Origin of the sequence: Dyadobacter luteus (assembly GCF_003383615.1) — a bacterium.
Lineage (GTDB): Bacteria > Bacteroidota > Bacteroidia > Cytophagales > Spirosomataceae > Dyadobacter > Dyadobacter luteus.
Window position 1 is genome coordinate 102498 of sequence record NZ_QNUL01000011.1, and the last position, 26792, is coordinate 129289.

A 26792-nucleotide genomic window follows, 5' to 3' on the forward strand; every position below is an offset into this window, starting at 1 on the left:
GTCAATTCAAGCCTGAAAGGTTGGAAGGCTTTTGAAAAATTTAGAAAGAATAGCGCATTCCCCAGGAAACACCGTACAGATATGGATGAGATTCCAGACTCTGATTGGCTCTGAAACCCGACGATACAGCCCTCTGGTACGATCCCATCAGACTTGCCTTCCACCTGTCCGATAATTTGTAATTGAACCTCAGTCCTGTAGTTGCCGCCCAATTCATGCTTCTGTATACTTCATCACTCGCAGTTGTTCGGATCATCTGTCCGGCTGCGGATTCGAGTTCATTACTCAGGAAAAAGTTGGCCATCATCCCTCCAAGCAAAGAATAACTCAGCTTTTTATCAGGATTCAAGGTAAAACCCGCCTGCAGCGGCAGCTGCAAATACTGATAGTTGTTACTTACATTCCTGTTTACATCAATAAATGCATTTCCCGCCAGGCTTTCATAGGTTCCACCTCCTGCTCCAATCGAAGGAGAATTTACAACTCCCGACTTGGCCGCAGATAAGTTCACCAGCGCATCCTCCAGCATGTTCGTAGATCTGGCGCTCGAAGTATTTAATACATAACCGCCGCCCTCATAGCTGGAGTTACCTTTGAGATAACTCACGCCCATTTCAAGAGACCAGTGTTTCGATAATTTCATACCTGCCTGCGTTTGCAGAGCATAGGCGTTCCCGGCTTTACTCGTACCGGTAGCAGATCCTTGTCTGTAAGATTGCTGCGAACTATAATTCTGTGCAGAAGAAAAAGCAGTAGGTGCATCTTTGATCTGGACATCAGGATTGAAGGAAGCAGGCATCAAACCAATTCCAGCCCAATACTCTCCTTTTTTCTTCAGCTCCGGTAATTTTTCCTCCTGAATAGCATTTGGCTTATAGAAAACATACCGTTTTTGAAAGAACACATCCAGCTCACTCACACCTATTCCTTCCAGTGCACCCACTTCTAAGCCCGTCCGTGCAGCTTCCGCCACCATTCTTTCATCCGGCATGGCAACTTCCAAATCGGTAACTTCCTTACTTACAACCTCTGATGCACTTTTAGCGAATGTCTCATCCACGGTATTGTTAGCAACATTTTGCTCCTTAACACGATCTTCCCTGGCGATAAATGCCCGTGAGTCAACCGGAATATCCTTGACAGATTGCTCTTTTGATTTTTTTGGTCTGGTACCAGCAAGCAAACCCTCACGTCGCACCTGCACTTTTTCTGTCGAAGATTCCTGTTTTGCAATCTTGTCTGCTTTTACTTCATCAGACGCCAGAGAAGAGCTATCATTTAAATCGCTGTCTGCTTTTTCAGTTTTGTTTTCCGAAGCTTGTTGGCTTATTCTTCCTGCAACTTCAGGACCTGTGATATTAGTAGATCTATTGATAAAATAACCTCCCCCTACAACCAACAGTGCAATTATTGACGCAGCAGCATACCACAGCTTCGGCCTGCGCCACCAAAGCGGTATAATATCTTTTTCATCACGGTCAAGGCGTGCCTCTATCTCATCCCACACCGAAGGCGGAGGAGTTTCAGAGGCTTCATCAAAAGCCTTTTTCCACTGATTTTCAAAATTGTTTATTTCGGACGGATCCATCGTCAAATCTTTTTTCCTTGTTCAGTTTTTGCTGAAGTATGCCTCTCGCTCTCGCATATTGTGACTTTGAGGTTCCTTCAGATATACCCAGTTTCTGGGCAATTTCGTTATGTTGATATCCTTCTATTGCATAAAGGTTAAATATTACCTGACATCCGGGAGGCAGCTCCTGAATGAACCCCATCAGCTGTTGCATCTGAAAGTCTCCAAGAGTAACCTCTCTGTCTGCAATTCCATTTTCGTATACTTCTATATCATCCAGCTCTTTCAGGTACTTCTGTTGCCTCAGGTGGTTCAGTGCTGTGTTTACAACCACAGATCTTAGCCAATATTCGAGTGGACTATCGTTTCTGAATGAACTTATATTTTCATAAATTTTTATAAACGCATCCTGTAGCACATCCTCTGCATCCGCCCTGTTTTTGGTGTAGCGCAGGCATATAGCAAACAGCTTACCCCCAAAAACATCATACAATTGTTTTTGAGCGAGCCGGTTGCGCTGCTTACAGCCATTCACCAATTCCTGTTCGTTAAAGGTCATCCGAAGTTTAGGGGTGCTTCGTTCGGTTTATAGTTAATTCAGCACCTCTATCCCAAAGATAGTTGAATACTGTTTTTTAATCATTCCGCCAGCCTTATTATACCTACCAGCATTCTACATGACACAGGCCATTTTCAAAAGGTTGGAACAATTGAAAAATAAATTACATTGTCTGTCAAATCGATAGGCACCTATTGTCGTTAGACATCACTGGAACTATTAAGCATTCCATTTCCTTTTATATAGGAGTAAAATTTAAGGTATTTCTGTACACCTAACCTTCTATCGCCCATGAGCCAGTATATGGTTGAAATCATGCTTCCGGCTGTGATGTCGGAGGAATTTACAGCAAAAATACCTGCACAGAGAAAGAAAATTAATGAAATGATGGAGCAGGGCATTATGATGTCCTATGCATTATCCGATGATTATTCGAAACTTTGGTGTGTGGTAAGAGCAGAGAGTGAGTTTGAGGTAATGTCTATCGTTTCTGAGTTTCCGTTGATTGATTTCATGGATCCCAAAATATGCAGACTGATGTTCAACAATGTAGTTGCACTACGATTGCCCATGTTTTCACTGAATTAGAATCTTTACAAATGCCTCACTATTGACCAATGGTGAGGCGTTTTATTAATAAAAATAAGGCAGATGTCATTCTCTTCGTCTTTTAGGAAATATTTTTTCTGGCTTTTTGCACTTATTATCTTTTCGTGTCAGCCGGGACATGGTTCGCAACAGGAAAGCGATTATACTACACGGGATCAATCTCATTCTAAAACTTCCCCAAAGACAAAACAGCCTCACAAAAGTTCGGCAAGCAGGAAGAATGAAGGAAACATCCCTGAGAAAGTATATACTGTGCTGGCCTATATCAGACAACACAATACAGCTCCGGAGGGTTATGCAGGCGGACGGAAATTCGGGAATTATGAGAAACGACTGCCTCAAAAAGACCATATGAACAAGCCCGCCAGATACAGAGAATGGGATGTGAACCCTAAAAAGCAGGGCAAAAACCGGGGAGCTGAACGACTGGTTACCTCAGAAAAGAGGGCATGGTATACCCGGGATCATTACGAAACATTTGAAGAATTAAAATAAGCATAACAACGCTAACCAACACAATCCTTAAATTTGATATTCAACAGTCTGCACATAGATTTTATGAAAAACACACACTTTTTGCTCACCAGTGATACTGAGAATTTAAAAAGCATATTTCCAAAAGCATTCATTGGCGAAGTGAACGGACAAAAGGCGACGTCCATGAAGGAATTCCATGAACAAATTGGGCAAGCACTGCAATTCCCTGATTACTCGGGAAAGAATCTGGATGCCTTAGATGAAATGATCAATGATCTGGAGTGGATAGAGCAGGAAGAAGTTATCATCTACATCAGTCACTCTTCGGACTGGCTCTCAAAAGAAAAGGGTGACGAACGAATTTTGACCATTCTTGATATTTTTGACGCTACAGCAGAGGATTGGAAATGGATGGACGAAGACGACGAATCATCGAAGAAAAGCTTGCGTATTATTTTTGGTGATTCGGACAGGATCAGAACTATGCTGGAAGAGCAGGAAATTCCGTTTGGGTCGGTTGCTTAATTTTCAGTCAAACCGAATTCTGTACGTCTGTTGCTCAAACTGGCTTTTGAGGCAATTACCGTTCAGACCGCCTTTTGGGCGTTCAGACCGGTGGGCAAATCCCGCTTCCATTGTAGATAACCGATGACAGCCAGCACCAAAAACACGAAATAGAGAATTGCTGTGAGGTGCAAGTCCTTGAAGAAATACATACCAACGTAGCAAGCATCGGCAACAATCCAGATAATCCAGTTCTCTATGTATTTCCTCGCCATCATCCATTGCGCGATCAGGCTGGCGACAGTGAGTGCGGAATCGGCATAGGAAAGGCTTGCATCGGTATATCTTCCCAGCAGAAAGCCCCATGACAGGGTTGCTGCGATAAAGATGAGACTGAAAACGAAGTAAAGCTGCTTTGGAGTATTGGAAACGCTGATACCATCATGACTTTTACCTCCAAATTTCCACATCCACCAGCCATACATACTTGTGAAAAAGTAATATCCCTGCAAACCCATATCAGCGTAGAGATTCACTTGCCAGAACACGGCGGCATAAAGCACAGCATTTACAATTCCGAAAAACCACCCCAGCACATTCTGGCGCGTATTCAGATAAACACATATCGCGCCGGTGATAAATCCGAGAATCTCCAATGGAGTAGTGACAATGCCATATATAGAAACAGCCTCATTGAGCCAGTCAATCATCGTTGGTGTTTATAAGAGCGAATCAGGACATCCGGCCTGATGAATGGTTGAAGTCTGAAAATTAATGCAATTCAGGTTAAAGAGCATGTTCAAACCTTTGTTTTGCTTTATTTTTGTATAAAAATTGATAACAGTAACAAAAGGAAAATTTCTGCTGTTATTTCTAAGTGCCGGACGGAGAATTTTCTGTAACGGCTTTTTGCATTTTCAGTGTTTGAAAATGATATCAGAAAAATAATATTGTATCCAAACCGGATCTGTACTGCTTTTGTTACAGCCAGTATCCATCCAATTATATCACTACGTTGGAAGTTAAAGACCTATTAACACTTTACGGAGGAGACAGTTATCTTGATCTTTTCCTTACACAAATCAATTCCAAAAGTCCTGAATTTGATCATGTACAGATCAAAGGACTTACGGGTAGTCTCGACGCTGTACTTTGCTCGGCCATTCAACAAAAGAAGCCGGGGCCTGCTCTGTACATTTTGACAGACAGGGAGGAAGCTGCGTATTTCCAGAACGATTTACAAAATCTGCTCGGAAAGACGGAAGTACTTTTTTATCCGACTTCTTACAAACGTCCGTATCAATATGAGGAGGTGGATAACGCCAATGTGCTCATGCGTGGCGAAATCCTTAATAAGCTCAATGTAAGCAAGCCGGGTAATTTCCAGATCGTAACCTATCCGGAAGCACTCTTTGAAAAGGTAATTAATAAACGCTCCCTGAAAGCAAATACGTTTTCGGTAAAAGTAGGTGAAAAGCTTGACCCTTCTTTCCTGACTGAGTTTTTAGGCAGTTACGGTTTTGAGATGACTGACTTCGTTTTTGAGGCTGGCCAGTTTTCTGTTCGCGGAGGTATTATTGATGTTTTTTCTTTCGCAAGCGAACACCCATTCCGTATCGAGCTTTTTGGCGACGAAGTGGAGACAATCCGCTCTTTCGATCCGGATACACAGCTTTCCATTGAAACTGCCAAGCAAATCAATATCGTTCCTGATATTCAGCAAAAGCTCACACAGGAAACCCGGGAATCATTTTTTAGCTTTTTCCCGGATACTGCTATTCTTTGGTTTAAGGATGCCGAGATTTCCCTGGAGGTAATTGAAAAATGCTTCGAAAGAGCCGAACGTGCTTTGGAGGAAGTTACCTCGGGAGGCGTACAGATCGTATCTAATCCTCAGGATTTGTTCGAAACACGCAGAGGTTTTCTCAATCTTATCAAAAAATTCAAAACGGTTGAATTTGGTAAACGGTTTTATTTTAAAACAGAGAATCGGCTTCCTTACGCCTCAAAGCCCCAGCCTTCTTTTAATAAAGACTTTAAGCGCCTGTTGGATGATTTGCTTGAAAATCAATCCAAAGGTTATGTAAATGTAATTGCTTCAGAGCAACCCAAACAGCTGGATCGCCTGGAAAGAATTTTCAATGATCTGGATCCATTCCTGAAATTTCAGTCACTGCACATATCACTTCGGTCTGGATTTTTGGACGAAAACCTGAAAGTGGCTTGCTATACGGATCACCAGATTTTTGACCGTTTTTATAAATACAAGCTGAAAGAAAAATTCAGTAAGTCAAAAGCGATCACGATGAAAGAGTTACGTTCTCTCCATGTAGGGGATTTTGTAACACACGTCGACTACGGTATAGGTCGTTTTGCTGGTTTGGAGCGAAAGGATGTGAATGGAAAAGAACAGGAAGCAATCCGACTCATTTATCGGGATAATGATCTCCTGTATGTCAGCGTACATAACCTTCATAAAATAGCCAAGTATACCGGCAAGGAAGGAACACCTCCTACCATGAGTAAACTGGGGTCGGGAGAATGGGAGGCTAAAAAATCGAAGGTTAAAAAACAACTTAAAGACATTGCCCACGAGCTCATTGCGCTATATGCCAAACGCAGGCAAGCTCCGGGGTTTCCGTTCTCTCCTGACAATTATATGCAGGCAGAGCTGGAATCTTCCTTTATATATGAAGACACACCCGACCAGGCAACGGCCACTGCCAACGTCAAAGACGATATGGAAAAAGCACATCCTATGGACAGGCTTGTATGTGGTGATGTTGGTTTTGGAAAAACAGAAATTGCTGTAAGAGCAGCTTTTAAAGCCGTTTGTGACAGCAAACAAGTTGCTGTGCTGGTTCCAACCACCATTCTGGCGATGCAGCATTACAAAACTTTTGCTGACCGGCTCTCCGACTTCCCGGCACGTGTTGGTTATATCAACCGTTTCAAATCAACAAAGGAAATCAAAGACACGCTGAAACAGGCAGAGGAAGGAAAAATTGATATTCTGATCGGTACACATCGTATATTGAATAAAGATGTGAAGTTCAAAGATCTTGGTCTGCTGATTGTGGATGAGGAGCAAAAGTTTGGTGTGAAAGCAAAAGACCGCCTGAAAGAAATGCGTGTGAATGTGGATGTATTAACGTTAACAGCTACTCCTATCCCACGTACGCTTCACTTTTCTCTGCTCGGCGCAAGAGATTTGTCTGTTATTGCAACGCCTCCACCAAACCGTCAGCCGGTAACCACCGAAGTTCATACTTTCAGCGAAGAATTTATCCGTGATGCCATCAGCTTTGAAGTTCAGCGCGGCGGACAGGTTTTCTTTGTCCACAATCGTGTCAATGATATCGAGTCTATTGCCAATATCATCATGCGCCTGGTTCCGGATGTAAGGATTGGTGTGGCGCACGGCCAAATGGATGGTGACAAGCTGGAAAAGGTGATGGTCAATTTCATCGAGGGGGAATACGACATTCTGGTTTCAACCAATATAATTGAGTCAGGTATTGATATTCCGAATGCTAATACTATCATTATTAACTCGGCCCACATGTTCGGACTCTCGGACTTGCACCAGATGCGCGGGCGTGTAGGCCGATCCAATAGAAAAGCGTTCTGTTATCTTGTAACGCCTTCTATGGCAACACTGGCAAGTGATTCCCGCAAACGGCTTCAGACTTTGGAAGAATTTTCCGAGCTGGGTGACGGCTTCAAAGTAGCGATGCGGGATCTTGATATACGCGGAGCAGGAAACCTTTTGGGCGCGGAGCAAAGTGGTTTTGTGAATGATCTAGGCTACGAATTGTATCACAAAATGCTGGATGAAGCTGTAAAAGAATTAAAAAATAATGAGTTTAAAGATCTTTTCGCCGGCACATTAGGCCTGCCCGACAAGCTGGTTGCCGATTGTCAGATCGAAACAGATTTTGCGACGTTGATTCCTGATGATTATGTCAAGAATATTTCAGAAAGACTTTCGTTATATACGCGCCTGGACAATATTGAAACCGATGCCGAGCTCGGAAAATTTGAACAGGAGATTCTTGACAGGTTCGGTCCTGTGCCATCTGAGGTTCAGGATCTTCTGAAAACTGTCCGATTGAGATGGGAAGCTGAAAGCCTGTGTTTTGAAAAACTGACATTAAAAAACAATACAATGAAAGGATACTTCGTTACTTCGCAGAATGACGAGTTTTTCCAATCGGCGAAGTTCGGTCGGGTTATTGATTACATCAAAATGCATCCCAAACAAATGTCATTCAAAGATCAAAAGGGGAAATTGATTCTGATTTGTGAAAATGTCAAAAACATTGACCAGGGCAGGAAAATTTTGATGGAAATGACCCAATAGCGAAGTTTTAGAGAATAATTTCGATTCATTTCATACATTTGCGGTTGCGCATACTATAAAAAAAGACAAACACTTAAGTCACTTTAAAGCAATGATTTGCATGCATAAGATGGGTATCCGGTCGATCGCACTGATTTTAGTTGTGTTATTAGCGGCCACTTCCTGTAGTAAAAAAAGGCCAACCAGCCTGAAGCCGGGCAAAAGCAGCTCGAAGACTGGCTTGGCTTACAATGGTAAAGATGGCTTTGAAGTTAAGCAATATAAGGCGCTGCCTGCCGGCCCTGATCTTGTTTATATCGAAGGAGGTCGTTTCACCATGGGTTCTCTGGAAGAGGAAGTGATGGGAAGAAGAGATAATCCGAAGCGTACAGTCAGTATCCAGTCGTTCTACATGGATCAGACAGAGGTTGCCAACGTTCACTACCTTGAATATTTAAATGCTGTTCAAAGAGACTCTTCTGAGGAGTTTTATGCAAAAGCTTTACCTGATACTGCAGTTTGGTTCAACGAACTGTCATTCAACGACTCTTATGTAACTATGTACCTGCGTCACCCTGGATTCCGTCTGTATCCGGTTGTGGGTGTGTCATGGGTTCAGGCTAATGACTACTGTGCATGGCGTACTGCTGCTGTGAGCCAGGCTAACAATACCGCCGGTGCTGCTGCAGGTAAGAAAAAAGGATTTTCTTTCGGAAAGAAAAAGAAAGCAGCAGCTGCTGCTGAAGCGGAAGTGGCTAGTGCAGGACCTGCTCCTCAGCTAAGAATTGAGAGCGGATACGTAATGCCTCCGTACCGTCTTCCAACTGAAGCTGAATTCGAATATGCTGCGATTGCAATGATCGGAACGCAGTATTCTGACGAAAACCAGTCGAATCAAAGAATTTATCCATGGGATGGTTCTACAATGCGTAACCCTCGTGGTCGTAAGCAAGGAACTATGTTAGCTAACTTTAAGCGTGGACCTGGTGATTACGCTGGTATTGCCGGAAAAACCAATGATGGAGCTATTATCACTCAGGAAATACGTTCTTATCCTGCTAATGACAACGGCTTGTATGACATGGCTGGAAACGTGAGCGAATGGGTGTATGACGTGTACCGTCCAATGTCTAACACAGATGTGAATGACTTGAACTCTTTCCGCCGCGATGGTTACCAGGATGATGCTAAAAACTACGATACGAAAAATTCAAACTCTGTAATCAACGATAACCTGCGTGTTTACAAAGGTGGTTCATGGGCAGATGTAGCCTACTGGTTGTCTCCGGGAACACGTCGCTACATGGATCAGGATTCTGCAACTGCAATGGTTGGTTTCCGTTGCGCGATGATCGCTACAGGAAGTCGTAAATAATAATAGTAAGAGACTTTTGCAAAAAGCCGTTGTTCTGTTGAACAGCGGCTTTTTGCGTTATTAGTGCTGCGCTACAGCAATTGTGAGTATATGAAACTCTGTGCATCCTGCGGTTTTCAGCGTCTCCACACAGGCACTTAATGTAGCTCCGGTGGTAAGCACGTCATCAATCACTATAACACTTTTGCAATTTAACCCCTGGTCAGCAGCAAATACACCAGCGACGTTATCCTGACGTTCCTGCTTACTTTTTCCCGTTTGCGTTTCCGTAAATTTATTTCGGACAAGCGCGGTTGCACTCCAGGGAATACCTGTTGAACGTGACAATCCTTCCGCCAGCAAATCACTTTGGTTATAGCCTCTTTTTGCCATTTTTCGCTTGTGTAGAGGAACACTTACAATCAACTCTACCGATGGAAGTCTTCCCTCCTCCTGCAACTCCTGACCAAACATAAATCCCAACAGCAAACCAATTTCTCTATTACCACGGTACTTGAGTCCATGCAGCAACTTTTGAACCTTGCCTCTTTTTGTAAAAAGTAAAAATGATTGCGTGGAAAGCACTTCCGGTATTGTTACAAAGCGATATTGAATGTCTTCTGCGTAAACACCATTTTTCTCAATCCTTGGTAATGTCATGCGACAAACTGTACAAATCACTTCCTCATTACCCAGCAGACTTTTGTTACAAGCCTCACAACAGCGCGGAAATATCAGGTCTACGAAATCGAGCCAGAAACTTTTTAGTATCACCATACCTAACAGTCAATACATGAGATGGTTGGGAAATATTTCAATTTCAACTCAATCCTACCTGTTTCTGCAATACGGAAATAAACAAAAAACCGCCCTGAATAACATTCGGAATTGTGCCGGCACTGAATAACTTTGCAGGGTCATTAAATCCTGATCCGGAATGAAAACGCTTATTGTAAATGCCCTGGTAGTGAATGAAAATTCAATTCAGCAATCTGACGTACTAATAGCTGATGGTCACATTTCACGCATTGGTAAAGATCTGCAACACCTGAATGCGGATAGAGTAATTGACGCGCAGGGGCTGCACCTGATTCCGGGTATTATTGATGATCAGGTTCATTTTCGTGAACCGGGACTTACTCACAAAGCCAACATTTACACAGAATCGAAAGCTGCGGTAGCCGGTGGAGTAACATCCTTCATGGAAATGCCAAATACGGTTCCAAACGCACTGACGCAGACTCTGCTGGCTGATAAATATCAGATCGGAAAGGAAACCTCACTGGCCAACTATTCTTTCTTCATGGGTGCTTCCAATGACAATTACGATGAAGTCATGCGTACCGATCCAAGGGAGGTTTGCGGAATCAAGATATTTATGGGATCTTCTACCGGAAATATGTTGGTTGATGCTCCTGAAATACTGGAGAAAGTTTTTGCCAATGCGCCTTGCCTCATAGCAACGCATTGCGAAGATGAGCCCACAGTGAAGCAACGTATGGAGTATTTCAGAGAAAAATACGGTGAGAATGTACCTTACAATATTCATGCACTCGTTCGAAACGAGGAAGCTTGTCTGGCATCGTCCACTTTTGCAGTTTCACTGGCACATAAGCACAATACACGCCTGCATATACTACATATTTCAACGGGAGAAGAAGTTTATCTTTTTGAGGTAGGAGAACGTAAGGACGGCAATATTGTATTGGCAAACAATCAGCCTAAATTGATTACTGCTGAAGCTTGTGTACATCATTTATGGTTTGATGCAGAAGATTACCATACGCTTGGCAACAAGATCAAATGTAACCCATCCATCAAAGCGCCACATCATAAGCAGGCCATATTACAGGCTCTTCTAGAAAATCGGATTGACGTTATTGCTACAGATCATGCTCCGCATACGATTGAGGAAAAAGCACAGCCTTACTGGCAATCACCTTCCGGACTTCCTTTGGTGCAGCATAGCCTGAATGTAATGCTTGAATTAAGTAAACAAGGCAAAATACCTCTGGAAACGGCAATAGAAAAAATGACGCATTCTGTGGCAGATTGTTTTCAGATTGAAAAGAGAGGTTACATACGTGAAGGATACCACGCAGATCTTGTGCTGATTGATCTTCATGGAAGCACAAATGTTGAGAAATCAAATATTTATGCCAAATGCGGATGGTCTCCTTTTGAAGGAGTTGAATTCGGTTCCCGTGTTACCCACACGTTTGTATCAGGCCATCTGGTATATCAAAATGGCCAATTTGACGAAACGGTAAAAGGACAAAGATTACGGTTTAACCGCTAGATATTGATAGTAGCTCTGGATGATCCCAAGATCGCCTTCTGTCCAATCGAGAGAAGGCAGATCATCCGGATATAACCACATGATTTGTTCATGTTCCGGAGTGAGCAGAATATCTGTAGTTACCAGCTCGCAAACAAAAGGAACCAGGATAATTTCACGCCATCCCTGGTCTTTCACTGTTACCGGTAATGGCTGTATAACTCTGATTTCAACACCAAGTTCTTCCTGTATTTCTCTCGCCAGTGTCTGTTCATCAGTTTCATTTTCCTCTTGTTTTCCGCCTGGGAATTCCCATTTGAGAGGAAATGATAATGCCGCACTTCTCTGACCTGCCAATATCTTACCGTTGTGTTCAATTACAGCACAAGGTACTCTCACCACTAACTTTACAGGAACTAGAGTTTCAATCATACACGCGGTTACACTAAATTCTCCGCAAAAGTAAGAAATTTTGTACTAAAAAGATACTGGCTGGCTACCGATACCAACGAGATAATTATTTAATAATCTGCGATTAACGATTTTTCAGAACAACTCACCAGACCTGTGTCTTGGTAAAATCCCTAAATGCTTGTAGGCTTTTTCTGTCACTTCTCTTCCTCTTGAAGTCCTTTTCATGTAACCTTCTTGTATTAAAAATGGCTCATAGACTTCCTCGATGGTTTCTGCTTCTTCTCCACAAGCCGTAGCAATCGTGGAAAGTCCCACAGGCCCACCTTTGAATTTTTCTATTATGGTGCTGAGTATCCGGTTATCCATTTCATCCAGACCATTCTGATCCACATCAAGTGCACGCAAGGCTATCTCCGCAATAGGAACTGTAATTTTCCCATCTCCCTTCACCTGTGCAAAATCTCTTGTGCGTCGCAAAAGGTTGTTGGCAATACGTGGGGTACCACGGCTGCGCCTGGCTATTTCAAATGCCGCGTCAGCATCTATAGGTGTTCCCAAAATGGCTGCAGAGCGCTTCAGGATAGTTGTTAATAGCTGAGCATCGTAGTATTCAAGCCGTGCATTGATACCAAAACGAGCTCTCAACGGAGAGGTCAACATGCCGGCCCTTGTGGTCGCCCCGATCAAGGTGAAGGGATTCAGACCGATTTGTATGCTACGGGCATTAGGACCACTATCCAGCATGATATCAATCTTGTAATCCTCCATGGCAGAATACAGATATTCTTCCACAATCGGATTGAGCCTGTGGATTTCATCTATAAAAAGCACATCGTGTTCCTGAAGATTCGTAAGCAAGCCTGCCAGGTCACTGGGCTTATCAAGCACCGGTCCGGAGGTAATCTTAATTCCTGAACCCAGCTCGTTAGCTACAATATTGGAAAGCGTTGTTTTTCCCAGTCCCGGAGGGCCATGTAGAAGTACATGATCCAGGGCATCACCACGTTGACGGGCAGCCTGAACAAAGATTTTTAAATTTTCAAGAATTTTATCCTGACCTGTGAAGTCATCAAATGACAGTGGGCGTAAAGCCCTCTCTATATCCTTTTCGGTATTGGAAAGATTTTCTCCATCACCTGACAAGTAATCCTGGCGCATATTTCTGAATTATAAGCAATGGGAAAATATCAGCATTACCCGATAATCCAACTTATAACTGTTTAAATTATTTACACAAAAATAACCGTTATAATCGGCAATACCGAAAGTAGTTATCGGATCACCATTACCGAGCCACGTTTCACCACAGGATTTCTTTCAGGGAAATACTGCGCCTCGTAAGATATAACATAGGGATATACTCCCGGCTGCACCTTCAGGCCTTTGTAGGTTCCATCCCAGCGATCTTCAATACTCTCAGTAGCGTAAATCACCTCGCCCCAGCGATTGTATATCTTAATGGTAAAGTTGGTGTAATAAGCGCCAAATATCTCCAAACGTTCGTTGGTTTGCGGGCCATTTCCATCGGGTGTGAATGCATCCGGAATAAAAAATCTCGGTTCGCATTTGTCAATCACATTGGTTGATTTCTCCGCAGCACAACCATCAGTATTTGTAGCAACCACGGTATAAGTCCCTTCCGTATTGACGTTTACCGTTCGGGTGGTATCACCGGAATGCTGCCACTCGTATTTGAGATCTCCGACACCATTTGCATCCAGAATCACAGACGCGCCGTCCGGAATACAAATCACATATTCCGGAATGAGATTCAGGATTGGGGATGGCAGCTCAGAGACATTCAATGTATCAGAATTATAGCAATCGTTTCCGTCTTTCACGACCACAAAATATTGACCCGGACTTCCTACTTCTATTTCACGGGTAGTTTCGCCCGTGCTCCAGTTGAACTCAATCCATCGTGTACTCCCGACTCCCAGCGTAATGGAGCTGTCGCGGCACATGGTTGTGTCTGGTCCGATCGTAAACGGAGGCGGAATGCGCAGGGTTATTTTAATTGTATCAGAAGAAGCACAATCCTGGTTAGGGCCATTGTAAGCGTAAGCAATATAATCACCTGTGGAAGTAGCCCTGTATTCCCTTTGGCGGCTAACCACCCTTCCTCTGCGCATCCACACATAGCTATCAGCCTCCACATTGATTCTCAAAGGGACATAGGCACCACAGGTATCTTTGTCAGGTCCAAGATCAATTGCAGGAGGCGTATCATAAATGGTAACCTGCTGAACAACTATGGTATCTCTACAATTTTCAACAGTCAGTAACAAAGCTACCTGATAAGTTCCTGCCTCGGTATAAGTATGTGTGGTTTGTTGCTGTTCCGAAGGTGCTGAAAAAGCCGGAGCCGCCGGATCATAGTCAAAATCCCAGGCATACGTATTCTTTAAAGGATCGCAGACAGGACTCGCTTCAAAAGTTGTTGGCTCATTGGTACAGAAACCATCCGCTTCAAATCCTGCACCGGAGCCATCCTGACTAAAATCCTGCACCATTGAAGGCAAACCAAGCTGGCTTTTCTTTCCTCCCAGGCTCACACCTTCTTTCTCATATTCCACTCCGCGGATTGAGTTTCCTTCCGGCTCTCCTATCGTTGCCAGATAGTCACTTCCATCGATGGCCATATATATTTTCCCATCCGGGGCATATTGCAGCGCTCCATATTTTTCGGTTGCCGAACTATCTATCACCAAAGCCGTTTCCGTGAGCAGACTATCCGGCATGGTGAGATCGTACTGCTTCAATAAAGACTTCGTCCCATTCTGACCCTGGAAGGAGATATACATTTTTTCACCTGAAGAAGAAAACTCAATCCCATAAGCAACGGGCGGGGCCGGCCCAAGGTCTACCGTCTTGTCGTGTGTAAGTGTTCCGGTGGAATCGTTGAAATAAAATAAGTCAACATAATTGGTAGGCGGACCCGGAACGATCACCGCCAGGCGTCTCTGCCCCGTGGTGGTATCAGGAGAAGAAAACTTCATATATCCTTCTGCTTTCGCAGGAGTATCATGTACCAATCCCAATTCCGGCGCAGCTGTTTCTGTCAAGCCACCCGTGGTAGCATGGAAAATTCTGAATTTATTGGTTCCGTAATCGTGAGAAATTACCCAATACGTACTATCTCTGTCATTTCTTACCGACGCCAAACGCTCTGTTGTAGGCTCTTGTAATGTTGTATTCTGCTCTATAATGGCCCCTTTACCATTCTCCCGGCGCATATCCACAACATTCACCGTAAGCAATTTTTCACCATTGATATCGGATGTGGTGAAAACATTGAAAAGATACTCACAGCCTTTACAGGTGGGCTGCGGAACAATTAATACCGATTGCGTACTATTCGGACTCCCCTTCATAGGTACACATGCCGCGTTGAGACAAGGCATTTCATCCCCATCCCGGTTCCATATCTTTATCCCGTCAGAATAGAATAACAACTGCCCGTTCGAATTGGCTATAGATGACGTTCCCTCTGGTGTATTGATTTTCCCGTCTGTTATAGGTGTGGGTGGATTATTTGAGAAATCCAGCCCCGCATTACCACCGAAAAACCATTTTGAACCTTCCTGTGCCGGTGGTTCAATACAAATTTTAACATTGACCCGATCCTGTATTTTACAGCCATTTGGCAGAATCACTTCTACGGAATAACATCCGGAGCTGTCTACTTGTAAAGTTTGGGTTGTATCTCCTTTGGGATACCAGATATATTTGGCTCCCTCCAGAGCTCCGTTAGGGTAAGGATCCAGCGTGATGGTTTCACCGGCGCAAATAGTTGTATCACTTTTCCAATCCTGAAAAACCGGAGGGAGTTCCCCTATATTGATTTGCTGTATAAGCGTCTCTTGCACACCAGTTGCCAAGGTTCTAATCAATGTTACGGTATAGGGGCCAGGCGTAGCATAGGAGTGCTGGGCGATTTTGCGTGTATCAGTTCCACCGTCACCAAAATTCCATTGCCACGCAGTGGCAGTCGCATGCGTATCCGTGAATGTAGTTGAGTCGGCTTCACAATCGGGATTGAGCATACATTGCCCCTCGACCTTGAAGTCTTGTGCCTTCGCATGTACCGTAAAAAGTAACATGAGAAAGAAAAAACAATAAAATTGTTGCGACAGTGTATTATAAAATCGACTCATGTTTCGTTACTAGATCAATCACCCCCAACCATTCAATTCAGATGCGCGCGTTACCCGACTATTCTAACGAAAATAAAATGTTAAAATTTTGTGCGGTAATGTCATAAAAACCATTCTAATTTGAATATTAATACGCAATTTGACCACTTTTTGTGGAAATATATTTTGTATTTTCTTACAGGTTTTCCAATCACGTTCTGAAAAGCCCTATAACGTATTATAATTTATGGCCAAGCATATACTATATGTTCTGATATTGACACTTTTATGCCAGAAAGGTTGGAGTCAGGACCCACAATTTTCTCAGTTTTACGCTAACCCTCTGTACCTGAATCCTGCTCTTGCGGGAGGGGCATTGGCACCACGTGCGACCGTCAATTACAGAAATCAATGGCCATCATTGTCCGCCAATTTTGTAACAACGAGTTTCGGCGCAGATGTATTTCTTCCTAATTACAACAGCGGACTGGGAGTACTTGTTACCATGGACAGCCAGGGACTTGGTAACCTCAAATCGACTGATATTGCCTTACAATACTCATACCAGATTCAACTTAATGATGTCACCTCACTTCGACTTGGTATTCAGGGAGGGTTTGCATCCAGAACACTCGATTATTTTGGACTCACTTTCGGAGATCAGTATACCAACGGCGGACTACAGCCGGGTACTCCTTCACAGGATCCTTTTGCCCAGGGAGGCCCTAATGTGAATTATGCTGACTTCGGATCGGGGCTGATGCTCTATTCAGATTGGTACTGGGCTGGTATTTCAGCACATCACCTCAATCGCCCCAATCAGGCATTTTCAACTGTAGAAGAGGCACGCCTACCCATGAAGACCAGCTTTCAGGCAGGTTTACGTATTCCATTCGGTGGCTATACCTATCTTGGCAACGAGATTGATAAAGAGAAGACAATTTCTCCTGCCATTATGTATAAGAAACAGGGCAAGTATGATCAGTTCGATGCTGGTTTGTATGTTACAATTGAACCGCTTGTTCTTGGGGCCTGGTACCGTGGTATTCCTTTCAAACAGTACGAACAAGGTATCAATAACCATGAATCTCTGATATTTCTGGCAGGTTTTCGTCAGGATAAATTTTCTATTGGTTACAGCTATGACGCCACAATTTCTACATTGGGAGCCAGTAGCGGCGGAGCACATGAGATCTCACTTTCCTACGTTTTTGAACCCCTTACACCGAAACAAAAACGCACAAAGAGCAGCAAGAAGCAATTGTCTTGCCCTAAGTTCTAATCTTTAGTTGAGTGGTATTAGGTAAAGTCTGGTTGAGATCGTCTTTGTAAAAAATGTATCCTAATCACCAACCATACCAATGCATCAAATATCCAAACTGGTATTGCTTTTAACTTTTTTTGCAATCCACTCCTTTGCTTACAGCGCACCTCCCAAAAGAGAGTTTTATGAAATCAGGATTTATCATGTAAAAAATTCTGATCAGGAATCCCGTGTAGAACAATACCTCAGAGACGCCTATTTACCTGCTTTACATCGCCTTGGGATTAAAACTGTAGGCGTGTTTAAACCTGTTGCGGCAGATACAGCTGCTTATGGAAAGCTTGTGTATGTACTTACTCCTTTAAAATCGATGGATCAGTTACTTACACTGCCGAAACAGCTCGACAAAGATGCTTCTTACTTGGCCGATGGCAAGGATTACATAGGAGCAGCATATAATAATCCGCCGTATGCAAGGTTTGAATCCATTGTGTTACAAGCCTTCGAAACCATGCCCGTGATGGCCAAACCTAAACTGGATAGTCCGAAAAGTGGCCGTATTTATGAATTACGTAGCTACGAAGGGCATACAGAGAAGATATATCAGAATAAAGTAAAAATGTTCAATGCCGGTGGAGAAGTCCCATTATTTGTAAGACTTGGCTTTAACGCGGTTTTCTATGGAGAAGTAATTGCCGGCAGCAAGATGCCCAATCTGATGTATATGACCACCTTCTCAGACAAAGCATCCCGCGATGCACATTGGAAATCTTTCAGTGATGATGCGGAATGGAATAAACTGAAAGTGAATCCTGAATATCAGAACAATGTTTCCAAAAATGTGCAGATGTACTTGTTCCCGACTGAGTATTCGGATATTTGATAAAAGCACTCTTAAAGAAAATAGCCAGATTGATTCTGGCTATTTTCTTTAAAATATTTACTTTTTCACCGCCTCAATCGCTCCACGCACGCTGCCATACTCCTCCAAAAGTGACTCCGCTTCATCAGGTGACACACCCAGTTCTTCGATGATCATGTGGATAGCACGATTCACCAGTTTTTCGTTGGTCATCTGCATATCAACCATTTTATTTCCCTTCACTTTTCCAAGACGGATCATGACGGAAGTAGATATCATATTTAAGACTAATTTCTGAGCTGTACCAGATTTCATCCTCGTGCTACCTGTCAGAAACTCTGGCCCAACCACTACTTCTACTGGAAATTGAGCAGCTGCCGCTACCGAAGAGCCGGCGTTACAAACAACACACCCGGTAAGCAGGCCCGCTTTTCCTGCTTCTGTCAACCCACCAATAACATACGGAGTTCTTCCTGAAGCGGCAATTCCGATCAGCGTATCATTGGGAGTTGGATTATAAGCTTGCATATCAATCCATGCCTGGCTCCAGTCGTCCTCAGCATTTTCTACAGCTTTCCTGATCGCAACATCTCCTCCGGCGATAATACCCACTACCAGATCAAAAGGCACTCCAAAAGTCGGCGGACATTCAGAAGCGTCTACCACACCCAAACGACCGCTTGTGCCGGCTCCAATATAAAACAGACGCCCTCCATTCTTCATTCGTGGCACAATCTGCTCTACGAGAGCCTCTATCTGAGGTATTGATTTTTGCACAGCAGAGGGAACTGTCTGATCTTCCTGATTGATCGAACTCAGGATTTCCTGAACACTCATTTGTTCAAGATTATTGTAAGACGATGAAGATTCTGTAGTTAGCATAGTGTTGTTGATTTTAGAATTCAAAAGTAAATATTTTTCACAAGTGATCCTTAACGAATATTAATTTGGTATTTATCGAAGAATATTTTCAAAAATATGCTTTGTTATTTGGAAAATAAAAAGAATGCCTACTAATTTGTAACGAAAACAAAAAACCAGCGAAATTTCGCTAAAAGTAAAATTTACGTTTTTGACATGAAATCAATCATTCTCATTCCAGGCCTACCGGTAGTCACGCGTTTTGCGTGAGTGAGGATGATATGTACCAAGATATCTAACGCCTCGCTCACCTAATCTGAGTGGGGCTTTTTATTTCAATATATTCACTATGGCGACTGAACTTAACAGATTTTCGAAGACACTTACCCAGGAAGTAACCAATCCGGCTGCGCAGGCGATGCTTTACGGTATCGGATTGAAGGAAGAAGATTTTGTGAAACCACAGATCGGGATTGCAAGTACCGGTTATGAGGGAAACCCTTGTAATATGCACCTGAATGGTCTGTCAGTATATGTGAAGCAAGGAGTAACCGCAAACGACATGGTCGGACTGATCTTCAATACAATTGGGGTGTCAGACGGAATGACAAACGGTAACGATGGTATGCGTTATTCTCTTCCAAGCCGCGATATCATTGCAGATTCTATCGAAACTGTTGTTGCAGCACAGTGGTATGATGGCGTAATCGCGGTTGTTGGTTGCGACAAAAATATGCCCGGTGCGATTATGGCTATGGCGCGTCTGGAACGTCCTGCTATTATGGTATATGGCGGAACCATCCGTTCAGGACATTATAAAGGTCAGAAACTGGATATCGTTTCAGCATTTGAAGCATTGGGTAAAAAGTTTGCCAACAACATTTCTGACGAAGATTATAAAGGAGTAATTCAAAATTCAATTCCGGGACAAGGTGCTTGCGGAGGTATGTATACCGCCAACACAATGGCATCGTCAATCGAAGCAATGGGGTTGAGCCTTCCTTTCAGCAGCTCGTACCCTGCTACGCACGAAGGCAAGCAGGAAGAGTGTAAAAAGATTGGTGCAGCGATGAAAAAATTGCTGGAACTCAATATTACTCCGAAAGAAATTATTACGAAAAAGTCTCTCGAAAATGCACTGACAGTCGTTATGGCTTTGGGAGGATCTACAAATGCAACCCTGCACTACCTTGCTATTGCAAGAGCAGCTGGCATTCCTCTGACACTGGACGATATCCAGGAAATTTCTAACCGCGTTCCTTTTATTGCTGATCTTAAGCCAAGCGGAAAGTACTTCATGGAGGATATTCTGGAGATTGGTGGTGTTCCGGCAGTAACCAAATATCTGTACTCAAAAGGTCTTATCCACGGAGATTGTATTACTGTAACTGGTAAAACAGTAGCAGAAAACCTTGCAGAAGCACCAGACCTGAATTTCGAAACGCAGAAAATGATCTACCCGATCGAAACGCCAATCAAGAGCTCAGGACATATTCAGGTATTGTATGGTAACCTTGCTCCAACCGGTTCAGTAGCGAAAATTACAGGTAAGGAAGGTCTCACCTTCGACGGCGAAGCAAAAGTGTGCGAGCACGAATCAGAGATCATCACCATGCTTTCTAATGGCGAAATCAAAGCAGGGCACGTAGTAGTAATCAGAAATGCAGGACCAAAAGGTGGACCAGGTATGTCTGAAATGCTTAAACCTACATCTGCAGTAATGGGGGCCGGACTTGGAGATAAAATCGCCCTGATCACTGATGGTCGTTTTTCAGGTGGAACGCACGGATTTGTGGTAGGGCATATTACTCCTGAAGCGTTTGAAGGCGGACCTATTGCACTTGTGAAAGATGGAGACCGCATTTCGATTGATGCGAACACCCGCTCACTGACACTCCATATTTCTGACGGGGAAATGGCAGCCCGTAAAGCTGCGTGGGTTCAACCAGCCCCTCGTTTCACGAAAGGGATGTTGGGACGTTATATCAGAACGGTAAAATCAGCCAGCGAAGGTTGTGTAACTGACGAAGCATAATAAAAGAGAATTAAGGATTATGGAAGCATAATCAGCATATAGAAAGCTAGAAATTCATCGGACTAAATAGAAAAGGTCATGGAATTTAATGAAAACCAAACACAGGATGCCCAAATAGCTGAAAAGCCGGCTCCTATCGCAACTCCGGAACTGATTAATGGTTCTCACGCACTCATCCAATCATTGATTGCAGAAGGCGTCGAAACAATTTTCGGGTATCCTGGTGGGGCAATCATGCCTGTTTATGATGCCATTTATGATTATCAGGAACAGGTGAATCATATTCTGGTACGTCATGAGCAAGGCGCCGCACACGCTGCCGAAGGCTTTGCCCGTATCAGTGGTAAAGTTGGCGTTTGTTTGGCGACATCAGGACCTGGTGCCACCAACCTTGTCACAGGAATTGCAGATGCTATCATCGACTCAACACCGATGGTATGTATTGTCGGCCAGGTTGGATCACATTTATTGGGTACGGATGCATTCCAGGAAACGGATATTATTGGTGTTACGATTCCTATTACAAAGTGGAACTACCAGATCACCAATCCTGACGAAATTCCGGAAATTATAGCAAAGGCATTTTATATAGCTAAATCTGGCCGTCCGGGACCGGTACTGATCGACATTACAAAAGACGCGCAGCAAAAACTGATGTCTAAGCCATTCTTGCATAAGAAATGTGAGAAGTTACTCAGCTATCGTCCGCGCCTTGCACCAAAGGAGGATCAGGTTGCTGCAGCTGCAAAGCTGATCAATGAAGCTAAAAAGCCATTCATACTTGTGGGGCATGGCGTACAAATCGCCGGCGCGGAACAAGAGCTACTTCAGTTGATTGAAAAAGCAGATATTCCGGCAGCCTCTACGCTACTTGGTCTTTCATCCATTTCGGTTGACCACCCTAACTATGTAGGTTGGCTGGGAATGCATGGCAATTATGGAACCAATGTGCTTACCAACCAGTGCGATGTACTTATCGCCATTGGCATGCGTTTCGACGACCGCGTAACGGGTGATGTAAGTCGCTATGCCAAACAGGCAAAAGTGGTCCATATTGAAATTGACCCGGCAGAAATTGATAAGATCATCAAAGCAAACGCCCCTGTTGTGGGTGATGCAAAAAAAGCCCTCGAAATGCTGATTCCTTTATTGAAGGAAAATAAGCACGAAGCATGGAGAGCTGAATTTAAGAAATTCGATGCCATTGAGGATGAGAAAATCACTCAACCGGAACTTGCGCCTACGACAGAAAAAATCAAAATGGCGGAAGTGATTCGTACGCTTTCAGACAAAACAGAAGGACAGGCTGTAATCGTGGCAGATGTTGGTCAGCACCAGATGATGACAGCCCGTTACTATCAGTTCAAAAAACCGAACTCTTTCATCACTTCAGGCGGATTAGGAACAATGGGTTATGCCCTGCCTGCAGCCTTTGGAGCGAAAGTAGGTGCTCCGGATCGCGAAGTTGTAACGATTATCGGTGACGGCTGCTTCCAGATGACCATTCAGGAATTGGGAACTATAGCACAAAGCGGACTTCCGGTAAAAATCATTATCCTGAATAATAACTTCCTGGGAATGGTTCGCCAGTGGCAACAGCTTTTCCACCAGAAACGCTATTCATTTGTAGAACTTCAAAATCCTGATTTCATCACAATTGCAAAAGGATTTGGAATTGACGGACATACGTGCGGAGCCAGGGAAGACTTGAATGATTCTCTTGACAAAATGCTGGCTTCTGACAAACCATATTTGTTGGAAGTATTGGTAGAAAAAGAGGAAAACGTGTTCCCGATGGTACCAACAGGAGCTTGTGTTGCCGATATAAGACTTGAATAATGTATTGAACATTAAAGTGCATTTACATTTTCACAAGAATTTAAAAAACTATGACAGCGTACACCATTTGTGTCTTTACTGAAAATACGATCGGTATTCTCAATAAGATCACAACCATATTTACCAGGCGCAGGATTAATATCGACAGCCTGACTGTATCCGAAACGGAACGTAAGGGTATTTCCCGCTTCACTATCGTCATTCATCATGAATCACGCGAGGCAGTTGAAAAACTGGTACGTCAGATCCGCAAGGTGATTGAAGTTCTGGCAGTATTCGGCTATTTGAATGAGGATATCGCCTATAATGAAATTGCCATGTTCAAGATCCCGACACCTATCGGTGCAAAACCTCTTGATATCGAAACGATTAACAAAGTACATAAGGCATGGGTGGTATACTGGCACCTAACTTACGTAATCATTCAGAAGACAGGTACAGAAGAAGAAATTTTCGAATTCTTCGACTATATCAAACCACACGGCATTCTTGAATTTGTAAGATCCGGACGTGTGGCAGTAAGCAAATCTCCTCAAACACTGGTAGATTATCTACCTGAAGCTGAATGGGAGTATTACCAATAGGCTTTTCATTTTTAGTAATATTGTTTTTAAATCGAGTAATTAATTAATCCAATCAATAATCAATGGCAAAATTAAATTTCGGCGGGGTCGAAGAAGAAGTAGTAACCCGTGAAGAATTTCCACTTGAAAAAGCGCGTGAAGTACTTTCTACTGAAACTATCGCTGTAATCGGTTACGGTGTACAGGGTCCTGGTCAAAGCCTTAACATGCGTGACAACGGATTCAATGTAATCGTTGGACAACGTAAAGGTGGAAAATCATGGGATAAAGCAGTTGCAGACGGATGGGTTCCTGGTGAAACTCTTTTCGAACTTGAAGAAGCTTTGGCAAAAGGAACAATTATTTGCTACCTTCTTTCTGATGCAGCTCAAATCGAACTTTGGCCTACCGTTAAAGCAAATCTTACTGCCGGAAAATCACTTTATTTCTCACACGGTTTCGGTGTAACTTATAAAGATCAGACTGGTATTGTTCCTCCTGCTGACGTAGATGTATATCTTGTAGCTCCAAAAGGATCAGGAACTTCACTTCGTCGTTTGTTCGTAGAAGGAAAAGGATTGAACTCATCTTTCGCTGTGTTCCAGGATGCAACTGGTAAAGCACGCGAAAAATGTATCGCAATGGGTATCGGTGTTGGTTCAGGATATTTGTTCGAAACTGATTTCTACCGTGAAGTAACTTCTGACCTTACAGGTGAGCGTGGTACTTTGATGGGTGCTATCCAGGGTATCTTCGCTGCTCAGTATGAAGTACTTCGTTCAAACGGACACTCTCCATCTGAAGCTTTCAACGAAACAGTTGAAGAATTGACTCAGTCGTTGATGCCACTTGTTGCTGAAAACGGTATGGACTGGATGTACGCAAACTGCTCTACTACAGCGCAGCGTGGTGCTCTTGACTGGTGGAAACCTTTCCGTGACGCTACTAAGCCAGTTTTCGAACAACTTTACAACTCTGTAAAATCAGGCGAGCAAGCTAACATCTCAATCACTCGTAACTCGCAATCTGACTACCGTGTGAAATTGGAAGAAGAATTAGCTGAACTTCGCGAATCAGAAATGTGGAGAGCTGGTCAGACTGTACGTAGCCTACGTCCGGAAAATAGCTAGTTTTTCATAATCTCAATATACATGTACCCCTGAGCTTCTGGTTTAGGGGTACTTTTGTTATTTGCTCATGAAGTTTGACAACAATGGATACATATTTCCATACAAACCACACAAACTAAAGATCGATGAGTTTGAATTGATTTTTGGATCCGATGAACATCGCAAATTCCTACTTTCAAAGCTATTTCAGTTCATGGTCGAACTCAAACAGATAACTACAGATGATGTCGTGTTTTGGATTGATGGCAGTTTTGTAACTCAGAAGACCAAACCTAATGACATAGATGTTGTCGTTTTTGTTAATTTTCAATACTTTAAATCGAAACAGAATCAACTAAGCGCTTTAAAAGAGAGTCAGGAATTTGTAGATTTGTATTATGTGAAAGTCTTTCCGGAAGATCATCCAAATTTTCACTTGACAAAACTTGATAAGTTAGACTGGCTTCATTTTTTCACGACCGACAGAAAGAATAAAAGGAAAGGATTCATTGAACTAACAATTTGATCATGGAAATTTACGATGAACTTGAAATAGAAATTTTTCATACCCTTGAAAAAATCCGTCGTGTAGAAAGCATGATTAACAGGCATGTGGACTCTGGATCAGAAGATTTAATTATTAATCAGTACATTTCCCTTAAAAAAGAATTGTCGCAACAATTAGCAGATTTACTATCTCAAGCAACCAACGCTAAGGTTCAGATTGCTGCATAAAGAACCTTTTATTTTATATGTCTCCCACTCTCGACAATATTTTCCTCGCTGCAGAACGGCTTCGCGGCGTAATTAACCACACTCCGTTACTTTACAACGCGCACCTATCAGAACAGTACGAAGCAAATATTTACCTCAAAAGGGAAGACTTGCAAACCGTTCGATCTTACAAAATAAGAGGTGCCTACAACAAAATGGCCAGTTTGAGTGCAGAAGCCCTTGCCGGAGGAGTTGTGTGCGCGAGTGCAGGAAATCATGCTCAGGGTGTTGCTTACGCCTGTCGGAAAATGCAAGTTAAAGGGGCCATTTTTATGCCCACCACAACTCCCGCTCAAAAGATAAAGCAAGTACGTCTTTTTGGGAAAGAATGGGTGGATGTACTGCTTGTAGGTGATACTTACGATGACGCCTATCACGCATCAGTTGTTTATCAAAAAGCCAACAATGCTACTTTTGTCCATCCTTTTGACGATCTTCAGGTGATAGAAGGACAGGGAACTGTAGGATTGGAAATTTTCAAAGACGCTGATTTCAAAATCGATTTCATGCTTATGGCCATAGGCGGTGGCGGACTGGCATCCGGTATCTCAACTGTTTTCAAACAGCTTTCCCCAAAAACAAAACTCATCGGCGTTGAACCTGCAGGCTCTCCTACCATGCAAGCTTCTATGGCAAACGGTGGAGTGATTACGCTGGATCATATTGACAAATTTGTGGATGGCGCCGCTGTTCGCAGAGCCGGAGATATCACTTTCGACATTTGCAGTAAAAGTCTGGATGATGTTGTGCTGATTCCGGAAGGAAAAGTATGCTCGACCATACTTCAACTTTACAACGAAGAAGCCATTGTTGCCGAACCAGCAGGAGCGTTGACAGTTGCTGCATTAGATTTTGTCAAAGAAGAAATTAAAGGAAAAAATGTAGTCGCACTCATCAGCGGCGGAAACAACGACATTACCCGGACGGAAGAAATAAAAGAGCGATCATTACTTTATGAAGGGCTGAAACATTATTTCATCATCCGTTTTCCGCAGCGCGCCGGAGCATTCAGAGAATTTTTAAATGTACTGGGGCCCAATGATGACATTGCACGTTTCGAATACATCAAAAAAACGAACAAAGAGCAAGGTCCTGCTCTTATTGGAATTGAGTTAAAAAGCCGGGAAGACTTTGAACCGCTTATGTCCCGCATGGAAGAGCATAGGGTTGTGTACGAATACCTGAACGACCAGCCGGATCTGTTTCAGTTTTTGGTGTAGGAACATCGCAATACCTTTAGGC

Annotated in this window: 23 protein-coding genes; 15 read left to right on the plus strand and 8 right to left on the minus strand. The window is 43.2% G+C overall.

Annotated features, from left to right (window positions below; all coding sequences use genetic code 11):
- Positions 1-40 precede the first annotated feature (40 nt).
- Entirely contained in the window at positions 41-1588 is a 1548-nt protein-coding gene (locus DSL64_RS14935) for an outer membrane beta-barrel protein (RefSeq protein ID WP_115831717.1), read from the minus strand.
- On the minus strand, positions 1560-2129 hold the full coding sequence (locus DSL64_RS14940; protein WP_115831718.1) for an RNA polymerase sigma factor: 570 nt from the start codon (positions 2127-2129) through the stop codon (positions 1560-1562). The genes DSL64_RS14935 and DSL64_RS14940 overlap by 29 nt, the downstream gene beginning before the upstream one ends.
- A gap of 291 nt (positions 2130-2420) precedes the next feature.
- Here DSL64_RS14940 and DSL64_RS14945 point away from each other — a divergent pair, with 291 nt between their 5' ends.
- The 3 genes from DSL64_RS14945 (at position 2421) to DSL64_RS14955 (ending at position 3740) form a co-directional block, all read left to right on the plus strand.
- A complete protein-coding gene (locus tag DSL64_RS14945; RefSeq protein WP_115831719.1) occupies positions 2421-2717 on the plus strand; it encodes a muconolactone Delta-isomerase family protein in 297 nt (98 codons plus the stop codon).
- A 63-nt stretch (positions 2718-2780) separates the two neighbouring features.
- Positions 2781-3233, plus strand: a complete 453-nt coding sequence (locus DSL64_RS14950; RefSeq protein WP_115831720.1) for a ribonuclease domain-containing protein — start codon at positions 2781-2783, stop codon at positions 3231-3233.
- A gap of 63 nt (positions 3234-3296) precedes the next feature.
- Positions 3297-3740, plus strand: coding sequence for a barstar family protein (locus DSL64_RS14955; RefSeq protein ID WP_115831721.1), 444 nt, complete (start codon positions 3297-3299; stop codon positions 3738-3740).
- Between the two features lie 62 nt (positions 3741-3802).
- Here the strand turns inward: DSL64_RS14955 and pnuC are convergent, their stop codons facing one another.
- Positions 3803-4429, minus strand: coding sequence for a nicotinamide riboside transporter PnuC (pnuC, locus tag DSL64_RS14960; RefSeq protein ID WP_115831722.1), 627 nt, complete (start codon positions 4427-4429; stop codon positions 3803-3805).
- Between the two features lie 305 nt (positions 4430-4734).
- Here pnuC and mfd point away from each other — a divergent pair, with 305 nt between their 5' ends.
- Together mfd and gldJ are read left to right on the plus strand one after the other, a co-directional pair.
- On the plus strand, positions 4735-8082 hold the full coding sequence (mfd, locus tag DSL64_RS14965) for a transcription-repair coupling factor (RefSeq protein ID WP_115831723.1): 3348 nt from the start codon (positions 4735-4737) through the stop codon (positions 8080-8082).
- Between the two features lie 100 nt (positions 8083-8182).
- Positions 8183-9436 (plus strand): gliding motility lipoprotein GldJ, encoded by a 1254-nt coding sequence (gldJ, locus tag DSL64_RS14970; protein WP_115831724.1) that lies wholly within the window; start codon positions 8183-8185, stop codon positions 9434-9436.
- A 60-nt stretch (positions 9437-9496) separates the two neighbouring features.
- Here gldJ and DSL64_RS14975 read toward each other — a convergent pair whose 3' ends face one another.
- Complete coding sequence (locus DSL64_RS14975; protein ID WP_115831725.1) at positions 9497-10192, minus strand: ComF family protein; 696 nt, start codon at positions 10190-10192, stop codon at positions 9497-9499.
- 160 nt (positions 10193-10352) lie between these two features.
- Between DSL64_RS14975 and DSL64_RS14980 the strand changes: the two genes are divergently transcribed.
- Positions 10353-11714, plus strand: a complete 1362-nt coding sequence (locus DSL64_RS14980; RefSeq protein ID WP_115831726.1) for a dihydroorotase — start codon at positions 10353-10355, stop codon at positions 11712-11714.
- On the opposite strand, the gene DSL64_RS14985 is transcribed toward DSL64_RS14980, so the two are convergent.
- From DSL64_RS14985 to DSL64_RS14995, 3 genes are all read right to left on the minus strand, one after another.
- Positions 11697-12125, minus strand: a complete 429-nt coding sequence (locus tag DSL64_RS14985; protein WP_115831727.1) for a (deoxy)nucleoside triphosphate pyrophosphohydrolase — start codon at positions 12123-12125, stop codon at positions 11697-11699. The genes DSL64_RS14980 and DSL64_RS14985 overlap by 18 nt on opposite strands.
- Positions 12126-12239: 114 nt before the next feature.
- Entirely contained in the window at positions 12240-13265 is a 1026-nt protein-coding gene (gene ruvB, locus DSL64_RS14990; RefSeq protein ID WP_115831728.1) for a Holliday junction branch migration DNA helicase RuvB, read from the minus strand.
- Between the two features lie 113 nt (positions 13266-13378).
- Complete coding sequence (locus DSL64_RS14995; protein WP_115831729.1) at positions 13379-16210, minus strand: PKD domain-containing protein; 2832 nt, start codon at positions 16208-16210, stop codon at positions 13379-13381.
- A 280-nt stretch (positions 16211-16490) separates the two neighbouring features.
- Here DSL64_RS14995 and DSL64_RS15000 point away from each other — a divergent pair, with 280 nt between their 5' ends.
- A complete protein-coding gene (locus tag DSL64_RS15000) occupies positions 16491-17525 on the plus strand; it encodes a PorP/SprF family type IX secretion system membrane protein (RefSeq protein ID WP_115831730.1) in 1035 nt (344 codons plus the stop codon).
- Between the two features lie 79 nt (positions 17526-17604).
- A complete protein-coding gene (locus DSL64_RS15005; RefSeq protein WP_115831731.1) occupies positions 17605-18390 on the plus strand; it encodes an NIPSNAP family protein in 786 nt (261 codons plus the stop codon).
- Between the two features lie 57 nt (positions 18391-18447).
- On the opposite strand, the gene murQ is transcribed toward DSL64_RS15005, so the two are convergent.
- Positions 18448-19251: an N-acetylmuramic acid 6-phosphate etherase gene (gene murQ, locus DSL64_RS15010; protein ID WP_115831732.1), complete on the minus strand. Its 804-nt coding sequence runs from the start codon at positions 19249-19251 to the stop codon at positions 18448-18450.
- 328 nt (positions 19252-19579) lie between these two features.
- Here murQ and ilvD point away from each other — a divergent pair, with 328 nt between their 5' ends.
- From ilvD to ilvA, 7 genes are all read left to right on the plus strand, one after another.
- Complete coding sequence (ilvD, locus tag DSL64_RS15015; protein ID WP_115831733.1) at positions 19580-21265, plus strand: dihydroxy-acid dehydratase; 1686 nt, start codon at positions 19580-19582, stop codon at positions 21263-21265.
- 78 nt (positions 21266-21343) lie between these two features.
- A complete protein-coding gene (ilvB, locus tag DSL64_RS15020) occupies positions 21344-23104 on the plus strand; it encodes a biosynthetic-type acetolactate synthase large subunit (protein ID WP_115831734.1) in 1761 nt (586 codons plus the stop codon).
- Between the two features lie 50 nt (positions 23105-23154).
- Positions 23155-23688, plus strand: coding sequence for an acetolactate synthase small subunit (gene ilvN / locus DSL64_RS15025; RefSeq protein ID WP_115831735.1), 534 nt, complete (start codon positions 23155-23157; stop codon positions 23686-23688).
- 62 nt (positions 23689-23750) lie between these two features.
- Entirely contained in the window at positions 23751-24797 is a 1047-nt protein-coding gene (gene ilvC / locus DSL64_RS15030) for a ketol-acid reductoisomerase (protein ID WP_115831736.1), read from the plus strand.
- A gap of 67 nt (positions 24798-24864) precedes the next feature.
- Positions 24865-25302: a DUF6932 family protein gene (locus tag DSL64_RS15035; RefSeq protein WP_115831737.1), complete on the plus strand. Its 438-nt coding sequence runs from the start codon at positions 24865-24867 to the stop codon at positions 25300-25302.
- A gap of 2 nt (positions 25303-25304) precedes the next feature.
- Positions 25305-25511: a hypothetical protein gene (locus DSL64_RS15040; protein ID WP_115831738.1), complete on the plus strand. Its 207-nt coding sequence runs from the start codon at positions 25305-25307 to the stop codon at positions 25509-25511.
- A gap of 17 nt (positions 25512-25528) precedes the next feature.
- Positions 25529-26770, plus strand: coding sequence for a threonine ammonia-lyase (ilvA, locus tag DSL64_RS15045; protein ID WP_115831739.1), 1242 nt, complete (start codon positions 25529-25531; stop codon positions 26768-26770).
- The last annotated feature ends 22 nt before the right edge of the window (positions 26771-26792 follow it).

Bases quoted from the DNA above. Each gene is read 5' to 3' on its own strand.
- DSL64_RS14935 (WP_115831717.1), bottom strand. From the start codon at position 1,588: ATGGATCCGTCCGAAATAAACAATTTTGAAAATCAGTGGAAAAAGGCT.
- DSL64_RS14940 (WP_115831718.1), bottom strand. From the start codon at position 2,129: ATGACCTTTAACGAACAGGAATTGGTGAATGGCTGTAAGCAGCGCAAC.
- DSL64_RS14945 (WP_115831719.1), top strand. From the start codon at position 2,421: ATGAGCCAGTATATGGTTGAAATCATGCTTCCGGCTGTGATGTCGGAG.
- DSL64_RS14950 (WP_115831720.1), top strand. From the start codon at position 2,781: ATGTCATTCTCTTCGTCTTTTAGGAAATATTTTTTCTGGCTTTTTGCA.
- DSL64_RS14955 (WP_115831721.1), top strand. From the start codon at position 3,297: ATGAAAAACACACACTTTTTGCTCACCAGTGATACTGAGAATTTAAAA.
- pnuC (WP_115831722.1), bottom strand. From the start codon at position 4,429: ATGATTGACTGGCTCAATGAGGCTGTTTCTATATATGGCATTGTCACT.
- gldJ (WP_115831724.1), top strand. From the start codon at position 8,183: ATGCATAAGATGGGTATCCGGTCGATCGCACTGATTTTAGTTGTGTTA.
- DSL64_RS14975 (WP_115831725.1), bottom strand. From the start codon at position 10,192: ATGGTGATACTAAAAAGTTTCTGGCTCGATTTCGTAGACCTGATATTT.
- DSL64_RS14980 (WP_115831726.1), top strand. From the start codon at position 10,353: ATGAAAACGCTTATTGTAAATGCCCTGGTAGTGAATGAAAATTCAATT.
- DSL64_RS14985 (WP_115831727.1), bottom strand. From the start codon at position 12,125: ATGATTGAAACTCTAGTTCCTGTAAAGTTAGTGGTGAGAGTACCTTGT.
- ruvB (WP_115831728.1), bottom strand. From the start codon at position 13,265: ATGCGCCAGGATTACTTGTCAGGTGATGGAGAAAATCTTTCCAATACC.
- DSL64_RS14995 (WP_115831729.1), bottom strand. From the start codon at position 16,210: ATGTTACTTTTTACGGTACATGCGAAGGCACAAGACTTCAAGGTCGAG.
- DSL64_RS15000 (WP_115831730.1), top strand. From the start codon at position 16,491: ATGGCCAAGCATATACTATATGTTCTGATATTGACACTTTTATGCCAG.
- DSL64_RS15005 (WP_115831731.1), top strand. From the start codon at position 17,605: ATGCATCAAATATCCAAACTGGTATTGCTTTTAACTTTTTTTGCAATC.
- murQ (WP_115831732.1), bottom strand. From the start codon at position 19,251: ATGCTAACTACAGAATCTTCATCGTCTTACAATAATCTTGAACAAATG.
- ilvD (WP_115831733.1), top strand. From the start codon at position 19,580: ATGGCGACTGAACTTAACAGATTTTCGAAGACACTTACCCAGGAAGTA.
- ilvB (WP_115831734.1), top strand. From the start codon at position 21,344: ATGGAATTTAATGAAAACCAAACACAGGATGCCCAAATAGCTGAAAAG.
- ilvN (WP_115831735.1), top strand. From the start codon at position 23,155: ATGACAGCGTACACCATTTGTGTCTTTACTGAAAATACGATCGGTATT.
- ilvC (WP_115831736.1), top strand. From the start codon at position 23,751: ATGGCAAAATTAAATTTCGGCGGGGTCGAAGAAGAAGTAGTAACCCGT.
- DSL64_RS15035 (WP_115831737.1), top strand. From the start codon at position 24,865: ATGAAGTTTGACAACAATGGATACATATTTCCATACAAACCACACAAA.
- DSL64_RS15040 (WP_115831738.1), top strand. From the start codon at position 25,305: ATGGAAATTTACGATGAACTTGAAATAGAAATTTTTCATACCCTTGAA.
- ilvA (WP_115831739.1), top strand. From the start codon at position 25,529: ATGTCTCCCACTCTCGACAATATTTTCCTCGCTGCAGAACGGCTTCGC.